Origin of the sequence: Stenotrophomonas sp. ZAC14A_NAIMI4_1, assembly GCF_003086915.1 — a bacterium.
Taxonomy (GTDB): Bacteria; Pseudomonadota; Gammaproteobacteria; order Xanthomonadales; family Xanthomonadaceae; genus Stenotrophomonas.
On record NZ_CP026002.1, the window covers coordinates 3483253 to 3508151 of the forward strand.

The 24899-nt window shown below is 66.4% G+C and carries 23 protein-coding genes; 4 read left to right on the forward strand and 19 right to left on the reverse strand.

The features are described from left to right. Positions 1 to 44: 44 nt before the first annotated feature. The 15 genes from C1926_RS15830 to C1926_RS15900 form a co-directional block, all read right to left on the reverse strand. Positions 45 to 2807, reverse strand: coding sequence for a PAS domain-containing sensor histidine kinase (locus C1926_RS15830; protein WP_108760732.1), 2763 nt, complete (start codon positions 2805 to 2807; stop codon positions 45 to 47). A 192-nt stretch (positions 2808 to 2999) separates the two neighbouring features. Next, positions 3000 to 4001: a hypothetical protein gene (locus C1926_RS15835; RefSeq protein WP_159095127.1), complete on the reverse strand. Its 1002-nt coding sequence runs from the start codon at positions 3999 to 4001 to the stop codon at positions 3000 to 3002. An 8-nt stretch (positions 4002 to 4009) separates the two neighbouring features. Continuing rightward, complete coding sequence (locus tag C1926_RS15840) at positions 4010 to 5458, reverse strand: AAA family ATPase (protein ID WP_159095128.1); 1449 nt, start codon at positions 5456 to 5458, stop codon at positions 4010 to 4012. Positions 5459 to 5587: 129 nt separating this feature from the next. Then, positions 5588 to 5848, reverse strand: a complete 261-nt coding sequence (locus tag C1926_RS15845) for a hypothetical protein (RefSeq protein ID WP_108759857.1) — start codon at positions 5846 to 5848, stop codon at positions 5588 to 5590. Then, a complete protein-coding gene (locus C1926_RS15850) occupies positions 5845 to 7197 on the reverse strand; it encodes a hypothetical protein (RefSeq protein ID WP_108759858.1) in 1353 nt (450 codons plus the stop codon). The genes C1926_RS15845 and C1926_RS15850 overlap by 4 nt, the downstream gene beginning before the upstream one ends. A 21-nt stretch (positions 7198 to 7218) precedes the next feature. Next, a complete protein-coding gene (locus C1926_RS15855) occupies positions 7219 to 8358 on the reverse strand; it encodes an SPFH domain-containing protein (protein ID WP_108759859.1) in 1140 nt (379 codons plus the stop codon). Positions 8359 to 8473: 115 nt separating this feature from the next. Then, on the reverse strand, positions 8474 to 9007 hold the full coding sequence (locus C1926_RS15860; protein ID WP_108759860.1) for a lipocalin family protein: 534 nt from the start codon (positions 9005 to 9007) through the stop codon (positions 8474 to 8476). A 13-nt stretch (positions 9008 to 9020) separates the two neighbouring features. Next, positions 9021 to 10094: a class I SAM-dependent methyltransferase gene (locus C1926_RS15865; protein WP_108759861.1), complete on the reverse strand. Its 1074-nt coding sequence runs from the start codon at positions 10092 to 10094 to the stop codon at positions 9021 to 9023. After that, a complete protein-coding gene (locus C1926_RS15870; protein ID WP_108759862.1) occupies positions 10091 to 10882 on the reverse strand; it encodes a DUF1295 domain-containing protein in 792 nt (263 codons plus the stop codon). Before C1926_RS15870 ends, C1926_RS15865 begins: the two co-directional genes overlap by 4 nt. Continuing rightward, positions 10879 to 11439 carry a DUF2878 domain-containing protein gene (locus C1926_RS15875; protein WP_108759863.1) on the reverse strand — a complete coding sequence of 187 codons (561 nt, stop codon included), beginning with the start codon at positions 11437 to 11439 and terminating at the stop codon, positions 10879 to 10881. Before C1926_RS15875 ends, C1926_RS15870 begins: the two co-directional genes overlap by 4 nt. A 15-nt stretch (positions 11440 to 11454) precedes the next feature. Continuing rightward, positions 11455 to 12714, reverse strand: a complete 1260-nt coding sequence (locus C1926_RS15880) for a cyclopropane-fatty-acyl-phospholipid synthase family protein (protein ID WP_108759864.1) — start codon at positions 12712 to 12714, stop codon at positions 11455 to 11457. After that, positions 12711 to 13478, reverse strand: a complete 768-nt coding sequence (locus tag C1926_RS15885) for a DUF1365 domain-containing protein (RefSeq protein WP_108759865.1) — start codon at positions 13476 to 13478, stop codon at positions 12711 to 12713. The genes C1926_RS15880 and C1926_RS15885 overlap by 4 nt, the downstream gene beginning before the upstream one ends. Next, the gene (locus tag C1926_RS15890; protein WP_108759866.1) at positions 13475 to 14752 is read right to left on the reverse strand and encodes an FAD-dependent oxidoreductase; all 1278 of its coding nucleotides are present in this window, start codon (positions 14750 to 14752) and stop codon (positions 13475 to 13477) included. The genes C1926_RS15885 and C1926_RS15890 overlap by 4 nt, the downstream gene beginning before the upstream one ends. A 2-nt stretch (positions 14753 to 14754) precedes the next feature. After that, complete coding sequence (locus tag C1926_RS15895; RefSeq protein WP_108759867.1) at positions 14755 to 15708, reverse strand: fatty acid desaturase; 954 nt, start codon at positions 15706 to 15708, stop codon at positions 14755 to 14757. Positions 15709 to 15791: 83 nt separating this feature from the next. After that, a complete protein-coding gene (locus tag C1926_RS15900) occupies positions 15792 to 16559 on the reverse strand; it encodes a hypothetical protein (protein WP_108759868.1) in 768 nt (255 codons plus the stop codon). Positions 16560 to 16694: 135 nt separating this feature from the next. On the opposite strand from C1926_RS15900, the gene C1926_RS15905 reads away from it, so the two are divergent. The 3 genes from C1926_RS15905 to C1926_RS15915 are packed head-to-tail and all read left to right on the forward strand — an operon-like array spanning position 16695 to position 18704. Further along, entirely contained in the window at positions 16695 to 17318 is a 624-nt protein-coding gene (locus C1926_RS15905; RefSeq protein ID WP_108759869.1) for a sigma-70 family RNA polymerase sigma factor, read from the forward strand. Then, positions 17315 to 17998, forward strand: a complete 684-nt coding sequence (locus C1926_RS15910; RefSeq protein ID WP_108759870.1) for a ChrR family anti-sigma-E factor — start codon at positions 17315 to 17317, stop codon at positions 17996 to 17998. The genes C1926_RS15905 and C1926_RS15910 overlap by 4 nt, the downstream gene beginning before the upstream one ends. Before the next feature lie 19 nt (positions 17999 to 18017). Further along, entirely contained in the window at positions 18018 to 18704 is a 687-nt protein-coding gene (locus tag C1926_RS15915) for an NAD(P)H-binding protein (protein WP_108759871.1), read from the forward strand. On the opposite strand, the gene C1926_RS15920 is transcribed toward C1926_RS15915, so the two are convergent. The 3 genes from C1926_RS15920 to C1926_RS15930 are packed head-to-tail and all read right to left on the reverse strand — an operon-like array spanning position 18670 to position 23769. Beyond that, positions 18670 to 21075: a hybrid sensor histidine kinase/response regulator gene (locus C1926_RS15920; protein ID WP_108759872.1), complete on the reverse strand. Its 2406-nt coding sequence runs from the start codon at positions 21073 to 21075 to the stop codon at positions 18670 to 18672. The genes C1926_RS15915 and C1926_RS15920 overlap by 35 nt on opposite strands. After that, complete coding sequence (locus C1926_RS15925; RefSeq protein WP_108759873.1) at positions 21068 to 21535, reverse strand: response regulator; 468 nt, start codon at positions 21533 to 21535, stop codon at positions 21068 to 21070. Before C1926_RS15925 ends, C1926_RS15920 begins: the two co-directional genes overlap by 8 nt. Further along, positions 21532 to 23769: an ATP-binding protein gene (locus C1926_RS15930; RefSeq protein ID WP_108759874.1), complete on the reverse strand. Its 2238-nt coding sequence runs from the start codon at positions 23767 to 23769 to the stop codon at positions 21532 to 21534. Before C1926_RS15930 ends, C1926_RS15925 begins: the two co-directional genes overlap by 4 nt. 275 nt (positions 23770 to 24044) lie before the next feature. Between C1926_RS15930 and C1926_RS15935 the strand changes: the two genes are divergently transcribed. Continuing rightward, positions 24045 to 24344 (forward strand): hypothetical protein, encoded by a 300-nt coding sequence (locus tag C1926_RS15935; RefSeq protein ID WP_108759875.1) that lies wholly within the window; start codon positions 24045 to 24047, stop codon positions 24342 to 24344. Positions 24345 to 24351: 7 nt separating this feature from the next. On the opposite strand, the gene C1926_RS15940 is transcribed toward C1926_RS15935, so the two are convergent. After that, the gene (locus C1926_RS15940; RefSeq protein ID WP_108759876.1) at positions 24352 to 24837 is read right to left on the reverse strand and encodes a TspO/MBR family protein; all 486 of its coding nucleotides are present in this window, start codon (positions 24835 to 24837) and stop codon (positions 24352 to 24354) included. Positions 24838 to 24899: the final 62 nt, after the last annotated feature.

Here is a 24899-nt window from a genome sequence, read left to right on the forward strand (position 1 = left end):
TGTGCTGCGGTAGGCAGGTGGTGAAGCTTCGCCCTGTTACCCGTTCATCTTGCTTGCTGTGATGCCGGATGGTCCGATGATGACAGCACCGCGCGCACCCGCGTGGCCAGTTCACCGATGGTGAAGGGCTTGCCGATCAACTGCACGTTCGCGTCGAGCACGCCATCGTCAACGAGCGCATTGCGGCTGTTGCCGGTGGCGAACAGCACCTTCAGGTGCGGATGCCGCGCCAGTGCCTGGTCGGCCAGCTGCCGCCCGTTGACCCCGGGCATCACCACGTCGGTGAACAGCAGGGCGATGTTGGGATGCGCCTGCAGCAGGGGCAGGGCACTGGTGGCGCCATCGGCCGACAGCACCTGGTAGCCCAGTTCGGACAGCGCATCGACCGAGAACGCGCGCACCGCCGCGTCGTCGTCCACGACCAGGATCTGCTCCGCGCCACCGCCCGACAGCGGGGCTGCAACGGTTGCGGCCGGTGGCAGTGCGTCCACTTCGGCCAGCAGGCGCGGCAGGTAGATGACCACGGTGGTGCCCGCGCCCGGCGTGGACTGCAGGCGGACGTGGCCGTTGGACTGCTGCACGAAGCCGTAGACCTGCGACAGCCCCAGGCCGGTACCTTGGCCGACGGGCTTGGTGGTGAAGAACGGATCGAACGCGCGCGCCATCACGTCCGCCGGCATGCCACTGCCGGTGTCGGTCACCGCGATGCGCACATAGTCGCCAGTGGGAATGCCACCGTGCTCGGCCACGGCTGCCAGGTCGATCTGGCAGTTGCTGGTCTGCAGCTGCAGGCGGCCGCCGCCCGGCATGGCATCACGCGCGTTCACGGCCAGGTTGAGGATGACGTTCTCAAGCTGGTTGGCATCGGCGTGCGTCCACCACTGGCCGCCGCCCAGCACGGTTTCCAGGATGACGCTGCTGCCGAGCGAGTGGACCAGCAGGTCGGTCATGCCGGCCACCAGGTGATTCACGTCCAGGGCAACCGGCTGCAGCGGCTGCTGCCGGGAGAAGGCGAGCAGCCGCTGGGTCAGCTGGGCGGCGCGCTGGGCGCCATCCAGGGCCATTTCGATGTAGCGCACTGCGCGGGCATCGCTGTCGCCGATGCGCAGGGCCAGCAGGTCCAGCGGGCCGATCACCGTGGCCAGCATGTTGTTGAAATCATGCGCGATGCCGCCGCTGAGCTGGCCGACGGCTTCCATCTTGCGGCTCTGCCGCAGCGCGTCTTCAACCCGCATGCGCTCGGCCACTTCGGCACGCACCCGCGCTTCGAGCTGCTCGTTGAGCTCGCGCAGGCGCGCGTCGGCGGCCTTGCGCGCGGTGATGTCGATGGCCACGCCCAGCATGCGCACGCAGCGCCCGGCCTCGAAGATGCCCCGGCCCTTGGCCGCGACCCAGCGCACGATCCCATCTTCCTTGCCGACCGTGCGGTACTCCACGTCGTAGCTGGCGCGCCGCTGTGGATCAGCGGAGGCCTCGAGCGCCGCCAGCGTTGCCGCACGGTCATCGGGGTGCAGCCCGGTGCGGAAGTCATCGAAGGTCACCTCCGCATCGGAGGAAATGCCGAACATCGCCTTCGTGCGCGCGGGCCAGAGCAGGATGTTCTGCACCAGGTCGAGATCCCAGAGGCCCAGTTCGCCCGCTTCGGTGGCAAGGCGCAGGCGTTCCTCGCCTTCGGCCAGTGCCGCTTCGGCGGCCTTGCGCCCGGACAGGTCGAGCATGGCACCGATCATCCGCAGCGGCCGCCCATCGGCATCGCGCAGCACCGCGCCACGGTCGAGCACGGCGGCATAGCTGCCGTCGGCGCGGCGGAAGCGGTATTCGCCGTTCCAGGTCGTGCCATCGCCGTCGATGACGGCATGGATGTTGCGGTCGATGCGATCGCGGTCTTCGGGGTGGATGTGGTCCAGCCACCACTGCGCGCTGGTCGCCATCACCGGGTGCCCGAACAGGCTGGACAGTGCTTCGTTCCAGACCACGTGGCCGTCGACCATGCGCCAGTCCCACACCGCATCGTTGGTGGCCTGTGCCGCCAGGCGGTAGCGTTCCTCGAGGTCGAGGCGGTCGGCCTCGGCGGACTTGCGGTCGGTGATGTCCAGCGAGGTGCCGACCAGGCCGATGACCTCGCCATTGCCGTTGCGCAGCGGCGCCTTGGTGGACAGCCACCACGCGCGGCGCCCGTCTGGAAAGCTGACTTCTTCCTCCAGCTGCTCGCTGCGGCCACTGGCCATCACGCGCTCGTCGGTCGCCATGACCGCCGCGGCCTGCGCCGGGTCGGCCAGCAGCTCGGCATCGGTGCGCCCGACATACTCCGCTGGGGTACGCCCGATCAGTTCAGTGGTGCCGCTGTTGCCGATCAGCAGGCGGCCCTGGCGGTCCTTGGCGTACATCACGCCTGGCGCGGCCTCCACGAAGGAACGCAGCAGGGCCTGGGCCTGGTCGCGCTCGGCCTGCACCCGCAGGCGCTCATCGATATCGATCAGGACGCCGGGAAAGCTTTTCGCCCGCCCGTGCTCGTCCAGATCGACGCGGCCGATGCTTTCCAGCCAGTGGTATCGGCCATCGGGCCCCTGCGTGCGGTACTGGTGGGCGAAGCGGCCACCGTGGCGCACCGCGTGCTCGATGGCGGCCACGAGGCCGGGCAGGTCATCGGGATGGACCGCACCCAGCACGTCGTGCAGCTGCAGCTTGCGCTGGGCCAGCGCCGGGTCCAGGCCGAACGCACGCGCCAGCGCTTCGTCCACGGTCAGCTGGTCGCGCGGAACATCCCAGAACCAAGTGCCGACGATGGCGCCTGCAGCCAGCGCCATGTTCACGCTCTCGGTGGCATGGGCGGCTTGGGGCAAGGAAGCGGGAGGCTGGTTCACGGACGATCTCGAGCGACGGGACACTGCCTGCCGCAGTCAGCGGCAGGCAGATCAAGGGCCGCCAGTCTAGATCAACAGCGCGTCATGGCCGCGTGGTGCCGGTTTGGATGCAGGAAGTTGATGAGCTTACATATCCTATGGCCACTTCCCTCCTGCGCCTTTGTAGGAATTCATAATGTCAAGCTTGATTCTTCCCAGCATCTCGTTGTGATAGTCAGCTGGATTGAACTGGAGCAGCGCTGCTTCCCAGGCATCTCTCGAGGCGCCATACTTTGCAATGAACTCCGAAAAATCCTTGGAGCTTAGTTGCTGTAAGGCGTCAACCCATCGAGTGATTTCGTAATCGTTGAAGTCGTAGCGCTCCTTGAGCCTGAATGTCTCGCATGAACGGTTCGCCTCCGGGCTCATTACTGGCGCGACCTGCACTGCAATGAGGCCACGGCCATCCTTCTTCCGCGCGTGATGGGTTCTTGCATTAACTTCGAACTTGATTTCTTCGGCGTCTTCAAATGGGTTTAGGTGTTTGTCCTCATGAAAGTCAATGTTACCTTTTAGTGAACTGTTGCAGGTCTGGCAGCTCGGAACCAGGTTGTAAAGAGACAGTCCAAGGTAGGGGTAGATTGCTTTTGCGTAAAAATGGTCCAGCGGTGGGCGGAAGCCGCTGCCATCCTTGCTTTCCTGGAGGGTGAATGCAAACGCCTGCTGGCAGTATGGGCAGAGTCGATAGGGGAATTTTCCGCAGAGAGCGTAGGCGTTCCAAGGGACGTTGCCTTTCTTTGAAAATGAGCTGTAACTAAGTACATCCCGTGCCGTTTTCAAGAAATCCCATGCGGTGCGCTCTTCTCCCTTGAGGGAGGCGCCGTCGTCCTTCTTCTTTGCAGCGGCGAGCGTTTTTTGAAGACTGCTTCGACTGAAGGATTTTCCGATGCCAAGTTTGCAATCCACCTCGTTGATAATCGCCTGCAAGGCGCTGGGAGAGCCGACAGCGATTTGCTCCGCCCTGTCCTTCAGCATCTCCAGAAAGAGCTTGCGACCACCCACGGTTCCGACTGTGGAAACACCTGAGACAAGAGTCATGAAGTACGCGAGGTGCTGGGTCTTGGCGGCATCCCATGCCCTGTGCATTGAAATGATCATGAATTGCTTTATCTGCTCACGTATCTTTCAAAAAAAGAGCGAAGTATAGGATCGTCAATCATGCGGATTCGCCATTCCGGTATGCTTTGTGCGCGGTCAATTTTCTCAAAGAGTTCGTCGATGCACGCCGCTGCAAGGGCCCCAATAGTCCCTGTTCCTGCTGCCGTTCTGACGATTGCTTCCAGCGGCGCTGCGAAGGAGTGAATTTCCTCCTGCTCCGTGGCCCCCTGTAACTGGAGAGATGCCGGATCTGACGGAAAACGATGAATGAGATCTCGTGGAAAGTCAGACATCAAAATCGGTGAATGTGTTGCAATTATGACCTGGATTGATTCAAATCCATCGATCACTGTGCCAACGTAGTCATCGATGAATTTTACATATCGTCGCTGCCACTCGATATGGAGAAAGCTATCCCCCTCATCAATGAGAACAATGAGTCGACGATGACCCGTGCGCCTCGCCCTCTCTACAGCAGAGTTGATTTGAGATATCTGATTTATCAGCGCAGCGAGGCCAGAGCTCGAATGTAGATAGTCTATATCCGCAACGTCGCTGACTTCACCGTCATCAATGCTTCCATGGTTGATCTGGTAGGAGTCTTGGGCGAGCGCGGGGTCGCGAACCCTGTCCGCCAAAATCTCAAGCTGTGCTTTTGACTTCTTGAATAGCTTCATTGCTGTTGGGCGAGACTTGGTCGATATCGGAATTCCAAATTCGCCCATCAGGTGTAGGGTTGCGTCTGCGCGATCCCGCTTGACATGCTTGATCGTTTGGGCGAGTGCTCGCAGCAGCAGTGGGTAAGCATCTCCTGCGCGCGACCTCACGAGCTCCTCGACGTCCCGCCTCAACTCCAAGCCATTAGCGCGTAGCTGTCTCCACGCATCGGATTCCAGCCAACTGTTCGCGCTGACGCCACTGGCGGTCCACTGTGAGCGATTCGCCACGGCCTCATCGTCGTGCCTGCGGATCTTGTCGACAAGCGTCCGTACGGGCTGGTCTATCTGGCTTGGGTCTGTGCTCCGTGATAGCTTGCGTAGAGCGCTTACGATGAGCGTCAGTCCGCTAAAACCGTTTGATCTGGATGAAAACTTCAGTTTTACGTGAAGGCTGTTGCTGAACCCAAATGAATCCTTGAGCATCGTCAGGATTTTTGATCTTGGATTTAGGCGGGCGGGGCGCCTGCTGTTGTCCAAAACATCAAGTCTATCGGTGCCGGCGATCTGGGCCGCGCCGAAGTGACTCGGGCTGAAATAGATCGCATGGTAGTCGGCAAGAGGTGCGTCGCTCAATGCGGCTTCACCATCTTCTGAAACGACCGCGTTGGCGATGGCGCGTAGTGTCTCGGTCTTTCCGGAGCCATTGGGTCCCACCAGCAGCTTGATGGCACTCGCTTTGAAGAGTGTGGAACTCAAGCAATCCGGCTCGTTGTCAGCCAAGAGCACATCTGCGTTCATCGCGCGAATCGATCGGATCATTTGATATCTTCAGCTTGCTGCGGGTCGGCCCGATTCAATGGGGTGCCTTTTGTATGGTTTGACTGTCTGTATAAGGGAAACTGCACATACAGCCCCTATAGCGGACGCTCAATCTTCTGAGGGCTTCACCCGCATCACCCGTTTGCGGTACTCGTAGACGTTGTCACCGCGCACGCGCCGTTCCTGCGTGCCGGTGATCGAATCCACGCGGCGGTCCGAGCCGGTGACCGGCTTGGCGTCGATCGCGGTTTCGCGTTCGAACGAATGCGATTTGTCGGTGTTGCGGTAATAGCGGTACAGCGCCCAATACAGCGCCGTAGCACCGGCCGGGCCGGCCGCCAGCAACCAGAGACCACTGTCGTCACTCATGTTGTCGCCACCAGGAAGGCAATTGCGAGGGCTTCGATGACCGTGCCGGTGGCCAGGGCGGCCAGCAGCATCTTCCACTGCTGCACCGGCACGCTGCCCATGGTTTCGCCGGTACGGCCGTTCACCGCGATGTAGTGCAGCATGCCGCCGTTGGCGCCGGGCTGGTGGTAGGAATACAGCCATACCGGCAGGTACATCGACACCCAGCGGGTGCCATGCACGTCCAGCTGTTCCTGTTCCCAGCGCACGCCGCGGTCGTAGCGGCGCACGCTGGCCTGGACCTCGGCACGGGCGATCGACAGCAGCTGGTCCTCCAGCCGCGGGCGCAGCTTCTCCACATCCAGGTTGCGCTTCTCCGAGGTGAAGCCCGCCAGGTAGGACGCGTTCCATTTGACCGCGTTCTTGGTGTCGAACGGCAGGATGGTGTTGATGATGTTGTTGGTGTTGGTCTGCGTGTCGAGGTTGCCGCGCTCGGCCGACGATTCCAGCGGCAGGTCGTCGACGGTGAAATCGACCTGGCGCTCGACCTGGTAGATGTCCGCGTCGTAGTAGGTCTGCTTGTTCTTCTCGGTACCGCGGGTGTATTCGCGGGTCTTGATCTCGCCCTTTCCGGCCACGGCCGCGCTGACGTTGCTGTCCACGATCATGTAGGGCAGGTACACGCCCACCACGTTTTCCGGGGTGAACTGGTCCTTGAACGCCTTCAGCGCGAACATCCGCCGCTTGTCGACGAACTGGCGGATCCGCGCGACGGCGTCGTCCTTCTTGATGTGGAAGGGCAACACGGCATCGGGCACGGCACCGTTGCTGATCTGCTCGTTCACGCCGAACACATGGCGGCACCAGTGGCAGCGTGCGGTCATCGTGCTCTCGGTGTTGACGGTGACCTCGGCGCCGCAGCCGCTGCACTTGAAGGTCATCAACGCAGAGGTGTCGGCGTCGATGTTGCGTGCGCCGGAGGCGATGACGGTGCCCTGCAGCTGGTCCAGCGCTTCACCCAGCCCGAATTCCTCCTCCACCCGCGCACCGTGCCACTCGTGGCGGCAGTAGAGGCAGACCAGGATATCGGTGCCAAGTTTGGGGCGGATGTCGGTGGCGCCGCACTTCGGGCAGCGGTTCAGGCCGTCCTTCAGTTCGCTGGCGGAGGTGTCGATGGCCAGCGGATCGGGGGCCTCGACGTCATCACGGATGGCCTGCGGCAGCGTGCTGGTATCCAGCGGGAAGCTGCCGGGCAGGGGCGGGACGTCCTGCGGCGAACCCGGACCGTCCAGCTTCGCCGCCGGCAGCGGCGGGGGCGAAGCGGGATCGGCCTGGGGCAGCGGCGGAGGGCCGTTTCTGGGATCGGACATGGTGTCTGCGCGCCCGGCGTCTTACAGGCCCAGCGCCTTGGTCTTCAGCGCGTCGTAGTCGTCCTGCGTGATCAGGCCCAGGTCCAGCATTTCCTTGGCCTTCTTCAGCTTGGCCACCGGATCATCGGCCGCCGGTGCCGCCGGCTGCTGCAGGTTGCCCGCGCCGAACATGCCCGACGCCATGCCGACACCTACCAGGCCTGCCGCGCCGCCGTTCTCGCCGGCCGACTGGATGCCCTGGGCGACGCTGGCCTGCAGGTTGGAATTGCCGCGCGAACCGGACAGCGCGTCGGCGCGCTGCACGGTCTTCAGCAGTTCACGGGTGTTGGCGTCGTACTCGATCGAAATGATGGCGGTCTTGACGATGGCCAGGCCACGGTCGGACTGCCACTGGTAGGCCTGCTCGACCGCGGCCGACAGGCTGTGGGCGAAGCCGATCGAATCCTGCTGCAGCTTGGTGATGCGGTTGCCCTTGGCCGGGTCGTTCGTGTACAGGCTGAACGCCGGTGCCAGCGAACCCACCACTTCGTTGAACAGCTGGGTCGCAGCGGCATTGTCCATGTCGGTGAAGTCGAACACCTGGCCCGGACGCAGGTAGGTGGCCGGCACGAAGTTCTTCACGAACAGGATCGGGTCGACGATCTTCAGCGTGTACGAGCCACGGGTGACTGCGCCGACCTGGGTGTTGAGGAAGCCATCGTCCCAGTAGATTTCCGACTGGGTGCCGAAGCGGTTGTCCGGCAGTTCCTTCAGCGAGACGAAGAACGCGGCCTGCTGCGAGCCCGGCTGGCCACCGAACTTGAAGCGTTCCCAGCTCTGCTTGATGAAGGTGCTGACCAGGCCATCGCCGGCGAAGATCGACTGCGAATTGAGGTCGTCCGAACGCCATTCGTAACCACCGGCTTCGGCCACGAAGGCGGTGATAGCACCGTCCTGGAACAGCAGCAGGCCGTAGCCTTCGGGCACGATGATCTTCGAGCCGTTGCTGATGATGTTGGACGAGCCGCTGGTGTTGGAGCCGCGCCCGGCGTTGGTGCCGTTCGGCACGGCCGCGAACAGCGCCGCCGTCGACGGCAGGCCCGTCGGCACGGTGTAGAAGTCCTTCCACTGGTCGGCCAGAACACCGCCCACTGCACCCTTGACCGCCTGTACCAGACCCATGACCTGCTCCCTGTGGTTACCGGACAGGCACCGTGCCTGTCGTGCTCGGCTGACTATAGAGGAGCGGGGCGGTGCCTCGCTAGCGGTACCGGAGAGGCCCATTCATGTGGCGGGATCAACGCACGGACTGCGGAACCTTCCTAAGCTTCGAGGTGTCATAGCCCATGGCAGCGATGCGCTCGACGGCGGCCTGGTACTCCTGTGGCGACACTTGAGGCGTGCGCGCCATGTACCAGACGTAATCGCGCTTGCTGCGGCCGACGATGGTCTGCTGATAGCCCTCGTCCAGCCAGGCGATGATGTACTCGGCCTGGATGGGCCAGACGAACTGCATGCCCCAGACCGCACCGGCACCCTCCTTCTCGACCCGGCCAACCGGATGCATACTCTTCAGGGGCGCATCGAAGCTGCCCTTGCGGTAGGTGAACGTGGTGCGGATGCGCCCGTCGGGCTGCAGGGCGTAGCTTTCCACCGCATCAAAGGCTTCGCGCTCCGGCCAGGACGGGATGTGGGCGATCACGTACCAGTCACCCATGAAGCGCGGCACGTCCACCGATGCCGCACGTGGCAGCGGCCGGGTGTCCTGGCTGCTGCAGCCGGCACCGAACAGGGCCACGGCCAGAAGCGTGAACAATGGGGGGATGCGCATGTCCGTATCTCCTTCAGCGTGGGCGGAACAGGTAATGGGCGACCAGCCATTGCTGGCCATCGTCATAGCCGAACAGTTCGGCGCACGCCATCCAGAACATGCGCCAGCGCTGCCACCAGATGCGCGCCGCGGCCTCGCCGTAGGTGGCCTGCAGGATGGGCATCAGCGATCCGCGCGCCGCGTCCTGGTTGTCCAGCCAGTGGTTGGCCGTACGCTCGTAATGGGTGCCATCCAGCAGCCAGCGCTGGTCAAGCTGCAGGTGCTGCTGGAAGTGCAGCAGGGTGTCGGCGGCCGGCATCAGGCCGCCGGTGAAGAAGTGCCGCCCCATCCAGTTGTCATCGCCTTCCGTCTCGAACGGATACATCAGCGTGCGGTGGGCGAAGATGTGCACGAACAGCGCCCCGTCCGGGCGCAGCCAGCCGGCGATGCGCTGCAGCAGCTGCTGGTAGTTGCGCACGTGCTCGAACATCTCCACCGACACGCAGCGGTCGAATCGCGCTGCCGGCAGTTCCAGCAGGTTGACGTCGCGGGTGAGCACCTCGACGTTGCGCAGGCCGCGCGCCTGGCACTGGCCGAGGATGTGCTCGCGCTGGCTGTGCGAATTGGAAACGGCGGTGATGCGCGCATTGGGATAGCGTTCGGCCATCCACAGGGTCAGCGAGCCCCAGCCACACCCCAGCTCGAGGATGTCCTGCCCGTCGCGCAGGCCGGCGCGCTGCGCGTACAGCTCCAGCATTTCGTCTTCGGCCTGGTCCAGGGTTTCGTGACCGGTGCGGTAATAGCAGCTGCTGTACTTCAGGCGCTTGCCGAGGCAGGCCTGGAAGAACGCGGCAGGCACCTCGTAATGCTGGCGGTTGGCCGCATCGACGTGCAGGGCCAGCGGACTGCCGGCGAGGTCGGCAATGCGGCGCTGGAAGCGCACGGACTGCGCGGCAAGGCCGCCCTCGGTTTCCTCCTGCAGGCGCTGCGCGCACTGGCGGCGGATGCCGGCCCGCAGGGCGACATCCGGGATCCAGCCGCGCTCGGCCCAGCCGGTCAGGCCGCCTTCGATCTGGACGGGTGGGTGCAGCGTGCTGGCAGCGTTCATGGCGTGCGGTCCTGGGAAGGGGAGGTGCGGGGGAACCACGGGAAGAACATCGACGTGCTGCGTTGGTAGTCGCGGTAGTCCTCGCCGCGGCTGCGCAGGGCCTGCTTCTCGGTGAAGGGCACGCCGCTGAGGAAACGCAGGAACAGGTACATCACCACCGGGCCGGACCAGGCCAGCCACCACAGCGGCGAGCCGACCGCGAGCAGCACGTAGGTAAACCAGTGCAGCCATTCGAAGAAGTAGTTCGGGTGGCGCGAGTAACGCCACAGCCCCTGCCGGCAGGTGCGGCCCTTGTTGGCCGGGTTGGCGCGGAAGCGCGCGAGCTGGCGATCGGCCAGTGCTTCGCCGCCGACACTGAGCAGCCACACCGCCACGGCGGCCGCAATCCACGCGTCGTGACCGGTGGACGGGTTGCGCGCAACCGCCAGGAAGGGCAGCGCGAACAGCACCACCAGCAGGGCCTGGGCCATGAAGAACCCGAAGATCTTTCCCTGGTGGCCGTTCCAGTGCCCGCGCAGGTAGCGGTAGCGGCCATCTTCGTCTTCACTGCGCACGCGGTGCCAGAGGTGCAGGGCGAGCCGGCTGCCCCACAGGCCACCCAGCACGGCCAGTGCGATGCGCGGCTGCAGCGCGCCATCGCCCAGCCACGCCAGCAGCAGTGCGCCGGCCGCCACGCCCTTGGCCCACAGCACGTCGACCACGCCGATGTTGTGGTGCCGGCGCTGCCAGGCCCAGCCCCAGCACATCACCAGCACCGCGTAGAGCAGCACCCAGCCAAGCAGGTTCATGCGCGTGCTCCCTTGTGAGCGTTCCCGTGTGCATTCATGCCGGTGTTGCCGGTGCCGCGCCGTGCCAGTGCGCACAGCAGCGGCAGCGCGATGCTCCAGCCCACCCCCAGCAGCAGCGCGCCGTGCCAGGCGGGTGCAGCAAAGTGCACCGCCTGGAAACCGCGCGCCGCCGAGAGGTAGGCCAGCGGAGCCAGCAGCAGGCCGAAGGCCACCGGCAGCAGGCGATAGCGTTGCAGGAAGGCCATTGAACACGTCAACGTCATGGCGAAGGCCGCCCACAGCGCCATGATCCAGGGCGGTGGCGCCCAGCCCAGGGGCGCGGCGGCATAGCGCACGGCGCCGCTGGCGGCGGCAACGCCATCCACCAGCCAGGCGCAGGCGAGGGCAAGCAGCAGCAGGCGCAGTTCCAGGCGTGGCACGGGGCTGGTCAGCACCTGGCTGGCGATGTACAGCGACGCCGCCACCAGGGCCGGCCATTGCCAGCCCCGGCCCGCGCCCGCAACCGCGCACAGCCAGACCAGCTGGTTGCCGAGCAGGTTGGCCCACGTCCGTTTCATGTCAGGCCTCCCATCTCAGCCCTCGCCGCCAGCGGGCACGTCCGTGCAGTAGCCCGGGCGCGCCAGCAGCAGGTGCGATACGCCGATGGATCGCTCCAGGAAGCCGCCCTCGCAGTAGGCCAGGTAGAACTCCCACAGCCGGCAGAAGCGCTCATCGAAGCCCTGTGCCTGCACGGCGGCGCGCTGGGCCAGGAAGCGCTGCCGCCAGGCGCGCAGGGTGAGGGCGTAGGAGTGGCCGAAATCCTGTTGCGCCACCAGCTGCAGGTCACTGGCCCGCGTCTTGGCGGCCATGATCGCGTTGATCGAGGGAATGAAGCTGCCGGGGAAGACGAAGCGCTTGATGTAGTCGACGCTGCGCCGGGCCTGCTCGTAACGGTGGTCTTCAATGGTGATCGCCTGCAGCAGGGCCACGCCCTCGGGCTTCAGCAGGCGCTGCAGGGTGCCCATGTAGGTGTCGAGGAACTCGGCGCCGATGGCCTCGATCATCTCGATGGAGACCAGCTTGTCGAACTGTCCCTGCAGGTCGCGGTAGTCCTGCATCAGCACGCTGACGCGGTCCTGCAGGCCGGCGTCCTGTACGCGCTGCACGGCCAGCGCATGCTGTTCGGCGGAAATGGTGGTGGTGGTGACATGGCAGCCGTAGTGGCGGGCCGCATGCACGGCGAAGCCGCCCCAGCCGGTGCCGATCTCGACCACGCGGTCGCCCGGCTGCAGGCGCAGCTGCTGGCAGATGCGGTCCAGCTTGCGGGTCGAGGCCACCTCCAGCGGCTCGTCGGCCTGCGCGTACAACGCCGAGGAGTACATCAGGTCCGGCGACAGGAACAGGGCGAAGAAATCATTGCCCAGGTCGTAGTGCGCGGCGATGTTGCGACGGCTGCCCTCGCGGCTGTTGCGGCGCAGGCGGTTCCAGCCCCGCAGCAGCCAGCCGGCAGCGCGTGCCGGGCCGCGCTCCATGCCATCGAGCAGATCGCGGTTGCGCACCAGCAGGCGCACCAGTGCCACCAGGTCGTCGCAGCGCCAGTCACCATGGATGTAGCTCTCGCCGGCACCGACGCTGCCCTGCGCGGCCACCTTGCGGTAAAACGCCGGGTCGTCGATGGTCACCGTGGCCTGCAGCGGGCCGTGGCCATTGCCCAGCAGCACCTCGCCGAAGGCATCGCGCACGCGCAGCTGGCCGTCCCGCAACGGGGCGAGCTGCGCCAGCAGGCGGCGGCGCAGGAAGGCATCCAGTGCGCCGGCGCGGGGCAGGGCCACCGAAGGCGTCAGGTTGTTCATCGCGGTTTCTCGGCAAGGGAAGGGTGGTCGTGCACGGGGTTGCGCTTCATCCACAGGCGCAGTGCATGCCAGTGGATGGCCGCCACCACCTGCACGGTCATCAACGGGTAGGCCAGCAGCACCCGGGCCAGGCCGCGACCATCCAGCGGGCGGCGCTGCATCGACTGGGTGGCATCAAACTGGCGGACCCCGTCGCGCCAGACCTGCATGTGCACGCGCAGCGCGTCGCCCGGCGCGCTGAAGCGCCAGTCGTAGCGGCAGTCCATCGGCATGAAGGGCGAGACGTGGAAGCACTTGTCGAACTGCCAGCGCAGGCTGCCGCCTTCGTGCTGGGCCTGCTCGACCGGCAGCACGTAGGCATGCCGTTCCTTCCACGGGGTGTTGGTGATGTCGGCCACAATGCAGTCCAGCGTGCTGCCGTCTGCCTGGTAGCAGTAGTAGAAGCTGACCGGATTGAACACGTGGCCGCCGAAGCGCAGGTGCGCCAGCAGGCGCACCGGGCCGGCGGGACGGCGGCCCAGCACGGTGGCGGCGTGGTCGCGCACGGCATCGGCCAGCGGCACCCCGGCGGCGCCCAGGTAATCACTGCGGCGGAATTCGGCCAGGTTGCGGCGGTTGACCGACCACAGCCAGCGGCCGGCGAAGACCTGGTCCAGCTCGTCCAGGTCAAGCAGCAGCTGCGCGACGGGATAGCGGAACGCGTGCGCATGCGGGTGGTGCCGCCGGTGCTGCACATGGCCGAAGTAGAGCGCACTGGCGGTCATGCGGTGATCTCGGTCGGGCGCAGCGGCGATGCGATGCCGGTGCGGGAGCGCAGCGCGTCGACCGTGCGCCGCGCACTGGCGATGCCGTCTTCATGGAAGCCCCAGCCCCAGTAGGCGCCGGCGAACCAGGTATGGCGATGGCCCTGGATCTCGCCCCAGCGCTGCTGCGCGCGTACCGCGGCATGGTCGTGCACCGGGTGCGCGTAATGCAGGCGGCGCAGCACCTTCGAGGGGTCGATGGCATCGCTGCGGTTGAGGGTCACCACCAGCGGCGTGTCGCCGGGCAGGCCCTGCAGCAGGTTCATGCAGTAGCTGACCGTGCACGGCGCGCCCGGATCGGCAGGTACGTGCGCGTTCCAGGCGGCCCAGGCCTTGCGGTTGCGTGGCAGCAGCGAGGCGTCGGTGTGCAGCACCGCCTCGTTGGCCTGGTAGCGGATGGCGTCCAGCACGGCGTGCTCAACCGGGTCGGCATCGGCCAGCAGGGCCAGCGCCTGGTCGCTGTGGCAGGCCAGGATCACCTCGTCGAAGCCTTCGATGCCGGCGGCGCTGTGCACGCGCGCGCCCCAGGGCATGCGCTCGATCGCCCGGACCGGGGTTTCCAGCCGCTCATGGACGCGCCAGCGGCTGCGCAGGGCATCCACATAGCGTGCCGAGCCACCCTTGACCACGCGCCACGGCGGGCGGCCGGTCATCTGCAGCATCTGGTGGTTGGCCATGAACTGGACCAGGTAGCGTGCCGGGAAGTCCAGCACGGTGGCCGTTGGCGAAGACCACAGGGCCGACGCCATCGGCAGCAGATGTTCCTCTACGAACGCATCGCCGTAACGCTGCTGCCGCAGGTACTGGCCCAGCGTCGGGCCCTCGGCGTCGGCCAGCAGCAGTGGCGCATCGCGGTAGAAGCGCCGGAGGTCGGCCAGCATGCCCCAGAACCGCGGCGACACCAGGTTGCGGCGCTGGCAGAACAGCCCATCCAGCGAGGTGGCGTTGTACTCCACGCCGCTGCGCTCGCTGTGCATCGAGAAGCTCATCGTGGTCGGCTGTGACGCCACGCCCAGTTCGTCGAACAGGGCAGTCAGCAGCGGATAGTGCTGGGGATTGAACACGATGAAGCCGGTATCCACCGACAGTGGGCGCCCGTCCACGTCCACCCGATGGGTGTGGGTATGGCCGCCCAGGTAGTCGTTGGCTTCGTACAGGGTGACTTCGTGCTCGCCGTCCAGCCAGTATGCGCTGGCCAGCCCTGCAATGCCCGAACCGATGACCGCGATGCGCATGCTCAGTCCTTCGCCTTGGCCAGCACCCACTCGGGAATCGGCTTGAGGCCACTGACCAGGCCCACCGCGGCCAGCAGCCGCAGCCCGTACCAGGTCAGGTCCACTTCCCACCAGCGGAAGCCCTGGCGGGCCGTTCCCGGGAAGAAGTGGTGGTTGTTGTGCCAGCCTTCGCCAAAGGTCAGCAGGGCCAGCCACAGGTTGTTGCGGCTGTCATCGCGGGTGTCGAAGCGGCGGCTGCCGAAGCGGTGGGCCAGCGAATTGATGGTGACCGTGGCATGGAACAGCACCACGGTGGAGATGAAGAAGCCCCACACCAGCAGCTGTGGGCCGGTGGTGTGCAGGCCAGGGGCCACGCGTTCCAGCAAGGCGCCGATGGCGTAGAGGGCCGCGGCCAGCAGCACCGGTACCGCGATATCGAAGCGGTCCAGCCAGCGCAGTTCGGGATAGCGGGCCAGATCGGGCACGCGGGACAGGTCGGTGGCGAAGGCCTCGCGGGTCAGGAACCAGCCCATGTGGCTGCGCCAGAAACCGGCCTGGAGTGGCGAATGCGGGTCCTGCGGCTGGTCGGCGTGGCGATGGTGGTGGCGATGGTGGGCGGCCCACCACAGCGGGCCGCGCTGCACGCTGGCCGCGCCGATCACCGCGAACACGAACTGCACCGGGCGCGACGCGTGGAACGTGCGATGCGAGAAGTAGCGATGGTAGAACCCGGTAATGGCGAACATGCGTACCGCATACAGCGCCAGCGCTACCGCGACTGCGGCCCACGACACCCCCACCCAGATCACGCCCAGGCACGCCACGTGCAGCAGCACGAAGGGCACAGCGCGCAGCCAGTCAATCCGGCCGCGCTGCACCGGCTCGGCCTGCGCTGCAGCGGCCTCGGTATCGAACCAGCGTCGCAGGGTGCGCAGCAGTCGCTCACGTCGGCGTGGAAGGGGCGCGGCTGCGGACATGGGCGAGGTCTCGAGGGCGTGTCTGTCTACCTCTACGCGGCAGGGCGTCAATTGGATGCAGTGAATGCGGATCGCGCGCGGCTTCACCTGCTGCTCACGGTGCAGCTCGCCACCAGCGGCTGCGACCAGGCCTGCTGCCATTGCGCCAGCGGCTGCGGCGACGCGGGCGCGGAGAAGCGGACAATGACGGCCGGGTAGGCGCCGCGCGCATCGCGGAGATTGCTGGTGCCGCGGAACTCGAGCAGGCGGCGGTCATCATCGGCATACACCAGCGACAGCCGGGGTGCGACCACGCCGTACCACGCAGCCAGGCGCACCTCGATGGCCTGCGCGGGGATGCCCTGCCAGTGCAGTGCGCCGGTCCGGCGCACGCTGACCGGGTAGAAGCGTTGCCGCCCCGGGACCAGGAAGGGCAGCTGGACCTGCTCGCCCTTCATCAACGCCGGCCAATGCGCGCGCACCGCCGCGTCGAAACCGGTGTCGATCACCGCGTCGGCGGGCAGTGGCACACGGGCCTGGCGCTCGGCCTCCGCCGCGCTTTCCTTCCAGTCGATGCTGACCTGTGTGCCGGCCACCACCACGCGTGCGGCCTGGCCGCTGCGCCCGTCCTGCAGCAGGTAGCCTCGTGCCAGCGGCTGCGCGGTGCCCGGCAATTCCTTGCGGGCGAACGGGCGGCCATCCGGGCACAGGTACTGCACCCAGCGCTGCGCGCCCTCGGGCGCCCCGCGCCGCCAGTGCACTTCGCGGTAGGCGGGGGTGCCGTCGGCCAGGCTGGCAATGCCTTCGGTACGCAGCAGGGGCGTGGCGCTGGCCACGGTGGACAGGTACAGCAGCAGCCCGGCGGTGTGCATGAGGGGTCCTGGCGGTTGGCCTGCAGGAGATACGCATGGCAGCCCGGGTTGGATGCACGGCAGCGGGCTGCATCCAAACCGGCCTCTGGTGCGTACAGCACACAGACCTCCTTCACCTGCCTGATCGCCGCCCGGATGTACCCTGACGCAGCCAGCCCTTCCTTTGACTTCGACACCGCGCGCATCGTGTCCAGTTCCCAGCAGCCGAGCAACGAGCCGACGAACTGGACCGGTGACATGGACGGTGTGGCGCGCCTGCGCGACCGCGCCTGTTTCATGCGCATCTATGACCACTTCATGCCGCGCCTGTGTGTGTACCTGCGTGGCCTGGGGGCGCCGGACGCGGTGGCCGAGGAACTGGCCCAGGAGTGCCTGCTGCGTCTGTGGTTGCGCGCCGCCGATTACGATGCGGCGCAGGGGGCGCTGAGCACCTGGCTGTACCGCATCGCGCGCAACCTGCAGATCGACCGGGTGCGCCATGAGCGCAGCTGGATGCAGGTGCAGGCCGCGGTGGAGGAGGCGTCCAGCAGTGATGCGCAGTCGCACAGCAGTGCCGAGCACTATGCTGACCAGGCCAGGCTGCGCCAGCGCATCAACGAACTGCCGGCGGTGCAGGCACGGCTGGTGCGCATGTCCTATTTCGAAGCCAAGAGCCACGGTGAAATTTCCGAGGCGCTGGGGATGCCGCTGGGCACGGTGAAATCGCACCTGCGCCGGGCATTCCTGCAGCTGCAGTCGAAGGTGGGGGGCATGCCATGAACCCGCACCACCACCTGCATGAATCGACCCTGCTGAGCTACGCCGCCGGCGCGTTGCCCGCGCCGCTCAGCGTGGTGGCCGGTACCCATCTGGAGCAGTGCCCGCACTGCCGCCAGCGCCTGCGCGAGGCCGAGGCCATCGGCGCGGCGCTGATTGAACAGACCCAGCCGATGGTGGTCGGCGGGCGCGGCCCGGCACTGCGTGCAGCCATGCTGGCCGAGCTGGAGCGTAGTGAGCCTGCCGTGGCTGCCGTCGCCGTCGCCAGGCCGGCCGCGCCGCCGGTGGAGCGGCCTGAAGTGAATGCGGACCACCTGCCGGCCTCGCTGCATCCGTACTTCGGGCGCTCGCTGGGGGGCCTGCGCTGGCGCTGGATCGCCCCGGGCGTGCATTGCATCCGCTCCGCTGAAATGCCGTCGCTGATCATGCTGAAGATCGCGCCGGGCAAGTGCCTGCCGATGCACAGCCACGGCCGCAGCGAGCTTACCCAGATCCTGCGCGGTTCCTACAATGATGCGCTGGGCCTGTTCGCGCCGGGCGATGTGGCCGACCTGGATGAAGATGTGGAGCACCAGCCGGTGACCGCACCCGGCGTGCCCTGCATCTGTGTGTCGGCGCTGGATGCCCCGCTGGTGTTCAGTGGCTGGCTGGCGCGCAAGATCCAGCGGTTCGTCAAGCTGTAGCACGCTGGGAGGAGGACCCATGGACAACGGCAATACGCTGCGGGTGCTGGTGGTAGGCGCCACCGGGCTGGTGGGCCAGGGCGTGCTGCAAGCGTGCCTGCAATCGGCCGATGTGGCCCGGGTAGCCGCGCTGGTGCGGCGGCCGGGCAGCGTGGCGGGCGACGTCGATGAGATCGTGCTGCCGGACTTCCAGAGAGCCGCCACCCTGGGCGATGCGCTTGCGGGATTCGATGCCTGCTTCTATTGCGCCGGTGCTCCGCCCGTGGGTACGCCCGAGGCCGAGTACCGCGAAGTGACGCTGCAGGTGACCCGCGCCGTCGCTGACGCGTGGGCGGCGGCGAACCCTGAAGGATGCTTTCTGTATGTGTCCGGTGCCCATGCCAACCCGGGCAGCCGGATCATGCCGCTGCGGGTGAAGGGCGAGACCGAGCGGGCGCTGGCGCAACTTCCGGTGCGCACGGTGATGCTGCGACCGGCCGGCGTGCGGCCGGTATCCGGCACGGGCACGCGACACGCTCTGCTCAAGCCGTTCTATCTGCTGGCCCGCCCGCTGATGGCGGTGGCCGAAGGGCTGCTGCCCGCGCTGACCACCAGCAACCGGGCCATCGGCCAGGCAATGATCGCGCTGGCCGGGATGCCGGCACCGCCGGCGGTCGTGGAATGCGCGCTGATCAACCGGCTGGCGCGTGGGCCTTCAGGACGCTGACCACCGACTCCGCCAGATCGCTGCGGGTGAATGGCTTTGACAGCAGGGGCGCCGAGCGGCCCTTGCTGCCGACCGCATCGTGGTCACGCGGGTAGCCGGAGGTGAACAGCACGGCCACGCTGGGCCAGCGTTCGCGTACCTGGCGGCCCAGTTCCCAGCCTGACATTCCCGGCATCACGATGTCGGAGAACAGCAGATCGATCTTCGCGTCCGGGCGTTCCAGCAGGCGCAGCGCGGACGGACCGTCGTGCGCTTCCAGCACCCGGTAGCCCAGCTGGCGCAGCGCCTCGACGGTGTAGGCACGCACGTCGTCGTTGTCTTCGGCGACCAGGATGGTTTCTTCGCGCGGCTCGTAACCGGCCAGCCCGGTGGCCGCCACGGCGGTTTCACAGGGCAGCGCCAGCGACGAGCGCGGGAACATCATGGTGATGCTGGTGCCGCCGCCCTCCACCGAATCGATGAGGACGTGGCCACCGGACTGCTTGACGAAGCCATGCACCATCGACAGGCCCAGGCCGGTGCCACGGCCCACCTGCTTGGTAGTGAAGAAGGGCTCGAAGACCTTGGCAAGCGTATCGGCCGACATGCCGTGGCCGTTGTCGCGCACGCGCAGCATCACATACTCGCCGGGGGTTGCATCGGGGAACAGCGAGGCATAGTCGTGGTCGAGGTGGCTGTTGTCCACTTCCACCACCAGGCGACCACCGTGGGACATCGCGTCGCGCGCGTTCACCGCCAGGTTGAGCACCGAGGCTTCGAGCTGGCTGAGGTCCAGTTCGACACACCAGAGGCCCTCGGCGGTGCGGATGTCGAGCTGGACCAGCTCGCCCAGTGCCCGCTGCAGCATGTCATGCATGCCCAGCAGGGCATCGTTGAGATTGACGGCCTGGCTGCGCAGCGGCTGCTTGCGGGCGAAGGCCAGCAGGCGCTGGGTGAGGCTCGCCGCACGGCCCACGCCCTTCAGCGCGTTGTCCAGCGCACGCGCACTCATGTTGCCGGGCTGGCCGTCACGCTGGTTCAGCAGCATCGCGTGTTCAACGTTGCCGGCGATCACGGTCAGGATGTTGTTGAAGTCATGGGCGATGCCACCGGTGAGCTGGCCCACCGCCTCGATCTTCTGTGCCTGCCGCAGCGCATGCTCGGCGTGGATGCGGGCCGTGGTCTCCACGGCCTCGGAAACCACTGCGTTCACCGCACCCTCGGCACCCTGCAGCGGGCGGAACGAGAAATCAAAGCTGCGGCGGCCGGTCGGCAGTTCAAGGTCCATCGCCTGCAGGGCGCTGCGCCCCTGCGCGGCATCGCCCACGGCCTGCTCGACCATGCGCGCAAGCTCGGGGGTGCCGGCAAACCACGGCGACTCCCAGAAGGGCAGGCCGATGACATCGTCCTTTTCGGCCAATACCGCAGCGAGCGAGGCAACATTGGCATCGACGATGCGGCCAGACGTGCCAAGCAGGACCTGATGCTGGAAGCTGGATTCGAAGATGGCCTGCAGGCGCCGCTTGCTGCCCTGCAGTTCGGCGGTACGCGCCTGCACCTGTCGCTCCAGCGATTCGTTGTCCTCGCGCAGCGCCAGCTCGGCACGCTTCAGCGAGGACACGTCGCTGCCCAGGCAGGTATAGCCGGTGACGCTGCCATCGGCCGCGCGCTCGGGCACGCAGTCCATCTGCACGAAACGTGACTCGCCGCTGCGATGGACCAGGGTGGTCTGGAAGCTGGCCCGCTCGCCGGCCAGTACCCGCTGCAGGCTGGGCAGGGCGTTGGCAAAGGCCTCTTCTCCGCCGATCTCGGCAGCGGTGCGGCCGAGGATGCCCTGCAGTTCGGCGCCGTGCCAGTCAAGGAACGCCTTGTTGGCAAAGCGGTAGCGGTGGTCGGTGTCGAGGTGGGCGATCAGCGCCGGCACCGCATCGGTGATCTGTTGCAGCTGCGCCTGGCTCTCGTCCAGCGCGGCGCGGGCATGGGCCAGCTGGCTGCGCTCGCTGGCCTCCTGGCGGGCGCGGCGGATCGCATCGGGCAGCCGTTGCAGGCGCTGCTTGACCACGTAGTCGCGCGCGCCGCGGGTGAGCGCCTGCACCGCCAGTTCTTCGGTCAGGGTGCCGGAGACGAAGATGAAGGGAATCTGCGGCGCGCGCTCGCGCGCCAGGTCGAGCGCGGCATCGCCGTCGAAGCCCGGCAGCACGTGGTCGGCGAGGATGACGTCGAAACGATCACTCTCGATCGCTTCGATGAAGGCATCGCGGGTCCACAGGCGCTCGATCTCGAAATCCAGCCCGGCCCGCTGCAGTTGCGCCGTGATCAGCTCCGCATCCAGCGCGCTGTCCTCCAGCATGAGGATGCGCAGGTGCGACGCGCGGCGCGTGGCATCACGCATCGCGGGGGGCTGTGCCAAGCGAAGGGTGGGGCGGCGGCTGGTTGGTGATGCCCCAGAACATGCCCAGGCCCTGGATGGCGTCGAAGAATTCCTTGAAGTCCACCGGCTTGACCACGAAGGCATTCACGCCCAGCTGGTAGCTGCGCACCAGGTCCTGCTCCTCGCGCGACGAGGTGAGCATGACCACCGGCGTACTGCTCAGCGTCGCGTCGTTGCGCACCTGCTCCAGCACTTCCAGGCCATTGATCTTCGGCAGTTTCAGGTCAAGCAGCACCACCACGGGGCCGCCATGCTGCGTGCCGGCATAGGCGCCCTCGCAGCGCAGGTAGTCCAGCGCTTCAGCGCCGTCGCGCACGTGGATGACGTCGTTCAGCAGCTGGCAGCGCGCCAGCGCAGCCATCGTCAGCTCGGCATCCTTGGGGCTGTCTTCAACCAGAAGGATGGGCCGCAGATCCCTCATGGGTGTTCTCCGTTTTGATGGGGCAGGGTGAAATACAGCGTGGCGCCCTTGCCAGGCACGCCCTCGGCCCAGGTGCGGCCGCCATGGCGGCCGACGATGCGGCGCACATTGGCCAGGCCGATGCCGGTGCCTTCGAATTCCTCGACGTGGTGCAGGCGCTGGAACACGCCGAACAGCTTGTCGACGTAGCGCATGTCGAAACCGCAGCCATTGTCGCGGACGAAGAAGATGTCTTCCTCGTCGGTGCGTTCGCAGCCGACCTCGATGATGGCGTGCTCGCGTTCGCGGGTGAACTTGACCGCGTTGGACAGCAGGTTCTGCCAGACCAGGCGCATCATCGTCGGGTCGGCCTCGATGACCGGCAGCGCGCCGACCTTCCACTCGACATCGCGCCCGGCATGGTCGAAGGCCAGGGTGCGGCGTACATCACTGACCAGGGCGCCCATGTCCAGGCGCATGCGCCCCAGCGTCGAGCGGCCCATCTGCGAGAAGCTCAGCAGGTCATCGACCAGCGTGCCGGCCGACTTCGCCGATTCGACGATGGTGTCCAGGAAGCGGCGCTCGGTGGCGTTCAAGCGCTCGGCGGCGGAACTGCCGAGCAGCTCGGAATAGCCCACGATATGGCGGAACGGTGCGCGCAGGTCATGGCTGACCGAATACGAGAAGGCCTCCAGCTCCTTGTTGCTGCGCAGGAGCTGTTCGTTGAGTTCGGCCATCTCTTCGGCCTTGCGCAGCACGATGTCGACGATGGCGGTGCGCATTTCATGCGCGGCATCGCGGTCGGCATCGGTCCAGGGCAGGCTGCGCTGCTGCACGGTTTCCTTCCACGCTTCGAAGGAATGTCGTGGCGACAGGACCGTCCCCGGTGCCGCGGTCTTGCGCGGGTCGCCGCCCCAGCGCACGGTGCGCACCACTTCGGGGCGGAACCACATCAGGAAACTGTCGTGCAGCTGCGAGATCGAAACCGCAAGCAGTCCACTTGCTGTGTCGGTGAGGGCCTCGCCCGCTGCCCACGCGCTGGCCAGGTGGTCGGTCGCATAGACTTCATCGCCGGCGTGCTCGGTCGCCAGCCAGCGGGCGATGTCCAGCACTTCATGGCGGCTGGGGCACTGGCCCACCAGCAGGCAATCACCCTTGTGCACGATCGCCGCGCCGGCCGCGTTGGTCAGCGACATCAGGCTGGTCGGATCCTGGCGCAGCGCGGCCATGAACTCCTCGTCGCCAGCCATGCGCCCCAGCAGCCGCACCAGCACCGAGCGCCGGTTGATGCGTTCTTCCACCGCGCGTGCCCGTTCCTTCAAGGCAATCTGCAGCGAGACGATCTGGCCCATGAACTCGCACGCCGTGCGTACCGGGTAGGGCAGGCGGCGGGCGTCCGCGCTGTGGCAGGACACCAGGCCCCAGAGCTGGCCCTCGTGGATCAGCGAGACCGACATGGATGAGCCGGTGCCCATGTTGCGCATGTACTGCAGGTGCACCGGCGAAACGCTGCGCAGCACCGACAGGCTCAGGTCGGTCGGCGCTGCATCGGCCTGCCGTGCGGCGCGTACCAGCGGCACCGCGCTGTAATTGGCATCGGCGATCAGGCGTACGCGGTTGCGGCGGTAGAGCTCGCGCGCCTGTGCGGGAATGTCCGACTCCGGGAAGCGCAGGTCGAGGTAGGAGGGCAGGACACCGTTGCCGTCCTCGGCGATGACGATGCCGTTCCAGCCGCTGTCGAACTGGTACACCAGGGTGCGGTCGAAGCCGGTCATCGCGCGCATGTGCTCGGCGGCGATCTGGCACAGCGCCTCCACCGAGCTGGCCGTCTCGATGGCCGCCATCAGTTGCCGGATGGCGGGATACAGCGCTTCAAGCGAGGTCGGCTGGCCGGCAACCGGCGATTCCAGTTCCAGCAACACGGCCTGCGCCGAGCGGTGGGCCAGTACCTGGTGGCGGCCATGCTCCGCAAGATCGATGGAACCCAGATGAAGCGAACTGTCTGTCGACAATTGGCTGACCGGTTCGACGCAGGCTGCCAATGCGCCGCCCAGGACCGCCTCGAGCGTCTGCCCCAGCGGATCGCCGAAGCGCTCGAGCAGCGCGGGTTCGCTCACTGCGCGCTCAAGTACCTCCAGAGATGCCGGATCGATCACCAGCAGCACACCGTAAGGCTGGATCGCCCCGGGCGTGTGGATGGGCTCCCGCGCGCAGAGATCCAGCGCGACGTCCTGCGCGATCTCAGTAGAGGCCATCAGCAACGCTCGCAATTCGGGGCAGGTTGGCAGCGCCGCAATGCACGCCACGACGCACGTCTGGGTCGGGAGAAAAAGCCATCGCTACATGGTGAAGCAAAAACCGTGATTCGCATACCACTCTTTCATGTGAAGACGAAGGGGCAACGCACTGAACAATTCAGGATCAGCGTTGCATTGACGGGAGGGCTTTCGCGGAACCTGCATCAGGGCTGCACACGTGCTGCACGCGTGCTTGCCTAGATTGCACTGCATCCCTTTCCTGGCGACGCCGCGTGGACCTGCAGCCTTCCGTTCCGTTCTCCTTCCCTCGTCGACCGATGCCGGACAGTGGCCACTTCGAGCTGCTCGATGTCAGTGCCCTGCAGGATCCGTGCAGTGGCCGCATCGTGCACCTGTATGCCCTGGTGGCGCGCTGCACGGCGTGCGAAACGGTGTTCAAGGCCGAAGAAGGTGCTGGCCTGGTCAGCACGTCGTCCGCCCGCGTGGTGCGGTGCCCCGCTGGCTGTGGCCAGCAGGCTTTCAGCGGTGCCGCGCTGCGGCAGTGGCGTGCGGCTGCAGCGCCAGCGGCCTGATAGGCGATTACAGCTGCGCTGGATTGAGCTGCCACACCGCATGGTTGAGTGCGGTGGCAAAGCTGACCCAGGCCAGGTAGGGCAGCAGCAGCCAGGCAGCCAACGCGCGACGGCGTGCAAACGCCAACATGGTCGCTACGATCAGCACCAGCAACAGCAGGATGTCGGCGAATGCCGCCGCACCGAGCTTCCAGCCGAAGAACAGCCAGCTCCAGAGCACGTTGGCGACCAGTTGCGCGACATAGAGCCCAAGCGCGGTCCGGTTGGCGCGCCAGCCGCCGTGCCGCCAGACCAGCCACGCACTGATCGCCATCAGCACATATAAAAAGGTCCAGACCGGCCCGAACACGCTCGCCGGTGGTGCCCACGAGGGCTGCGCCAGCTGGCCATAGAAGGTGGCGGCCGAGATCGACGCGCGGGCACCCAGTGCCGCAGCCACCAGGGTCACGGCAAGCCAGCCCACCAAGCCGAACAGCTGTCGTCTGTGATTCATCGTTGGTCCTTCAGATCTGTATGCAGTGCTGTGTGTCTACGCATGTGCCGCTGTATTGGATG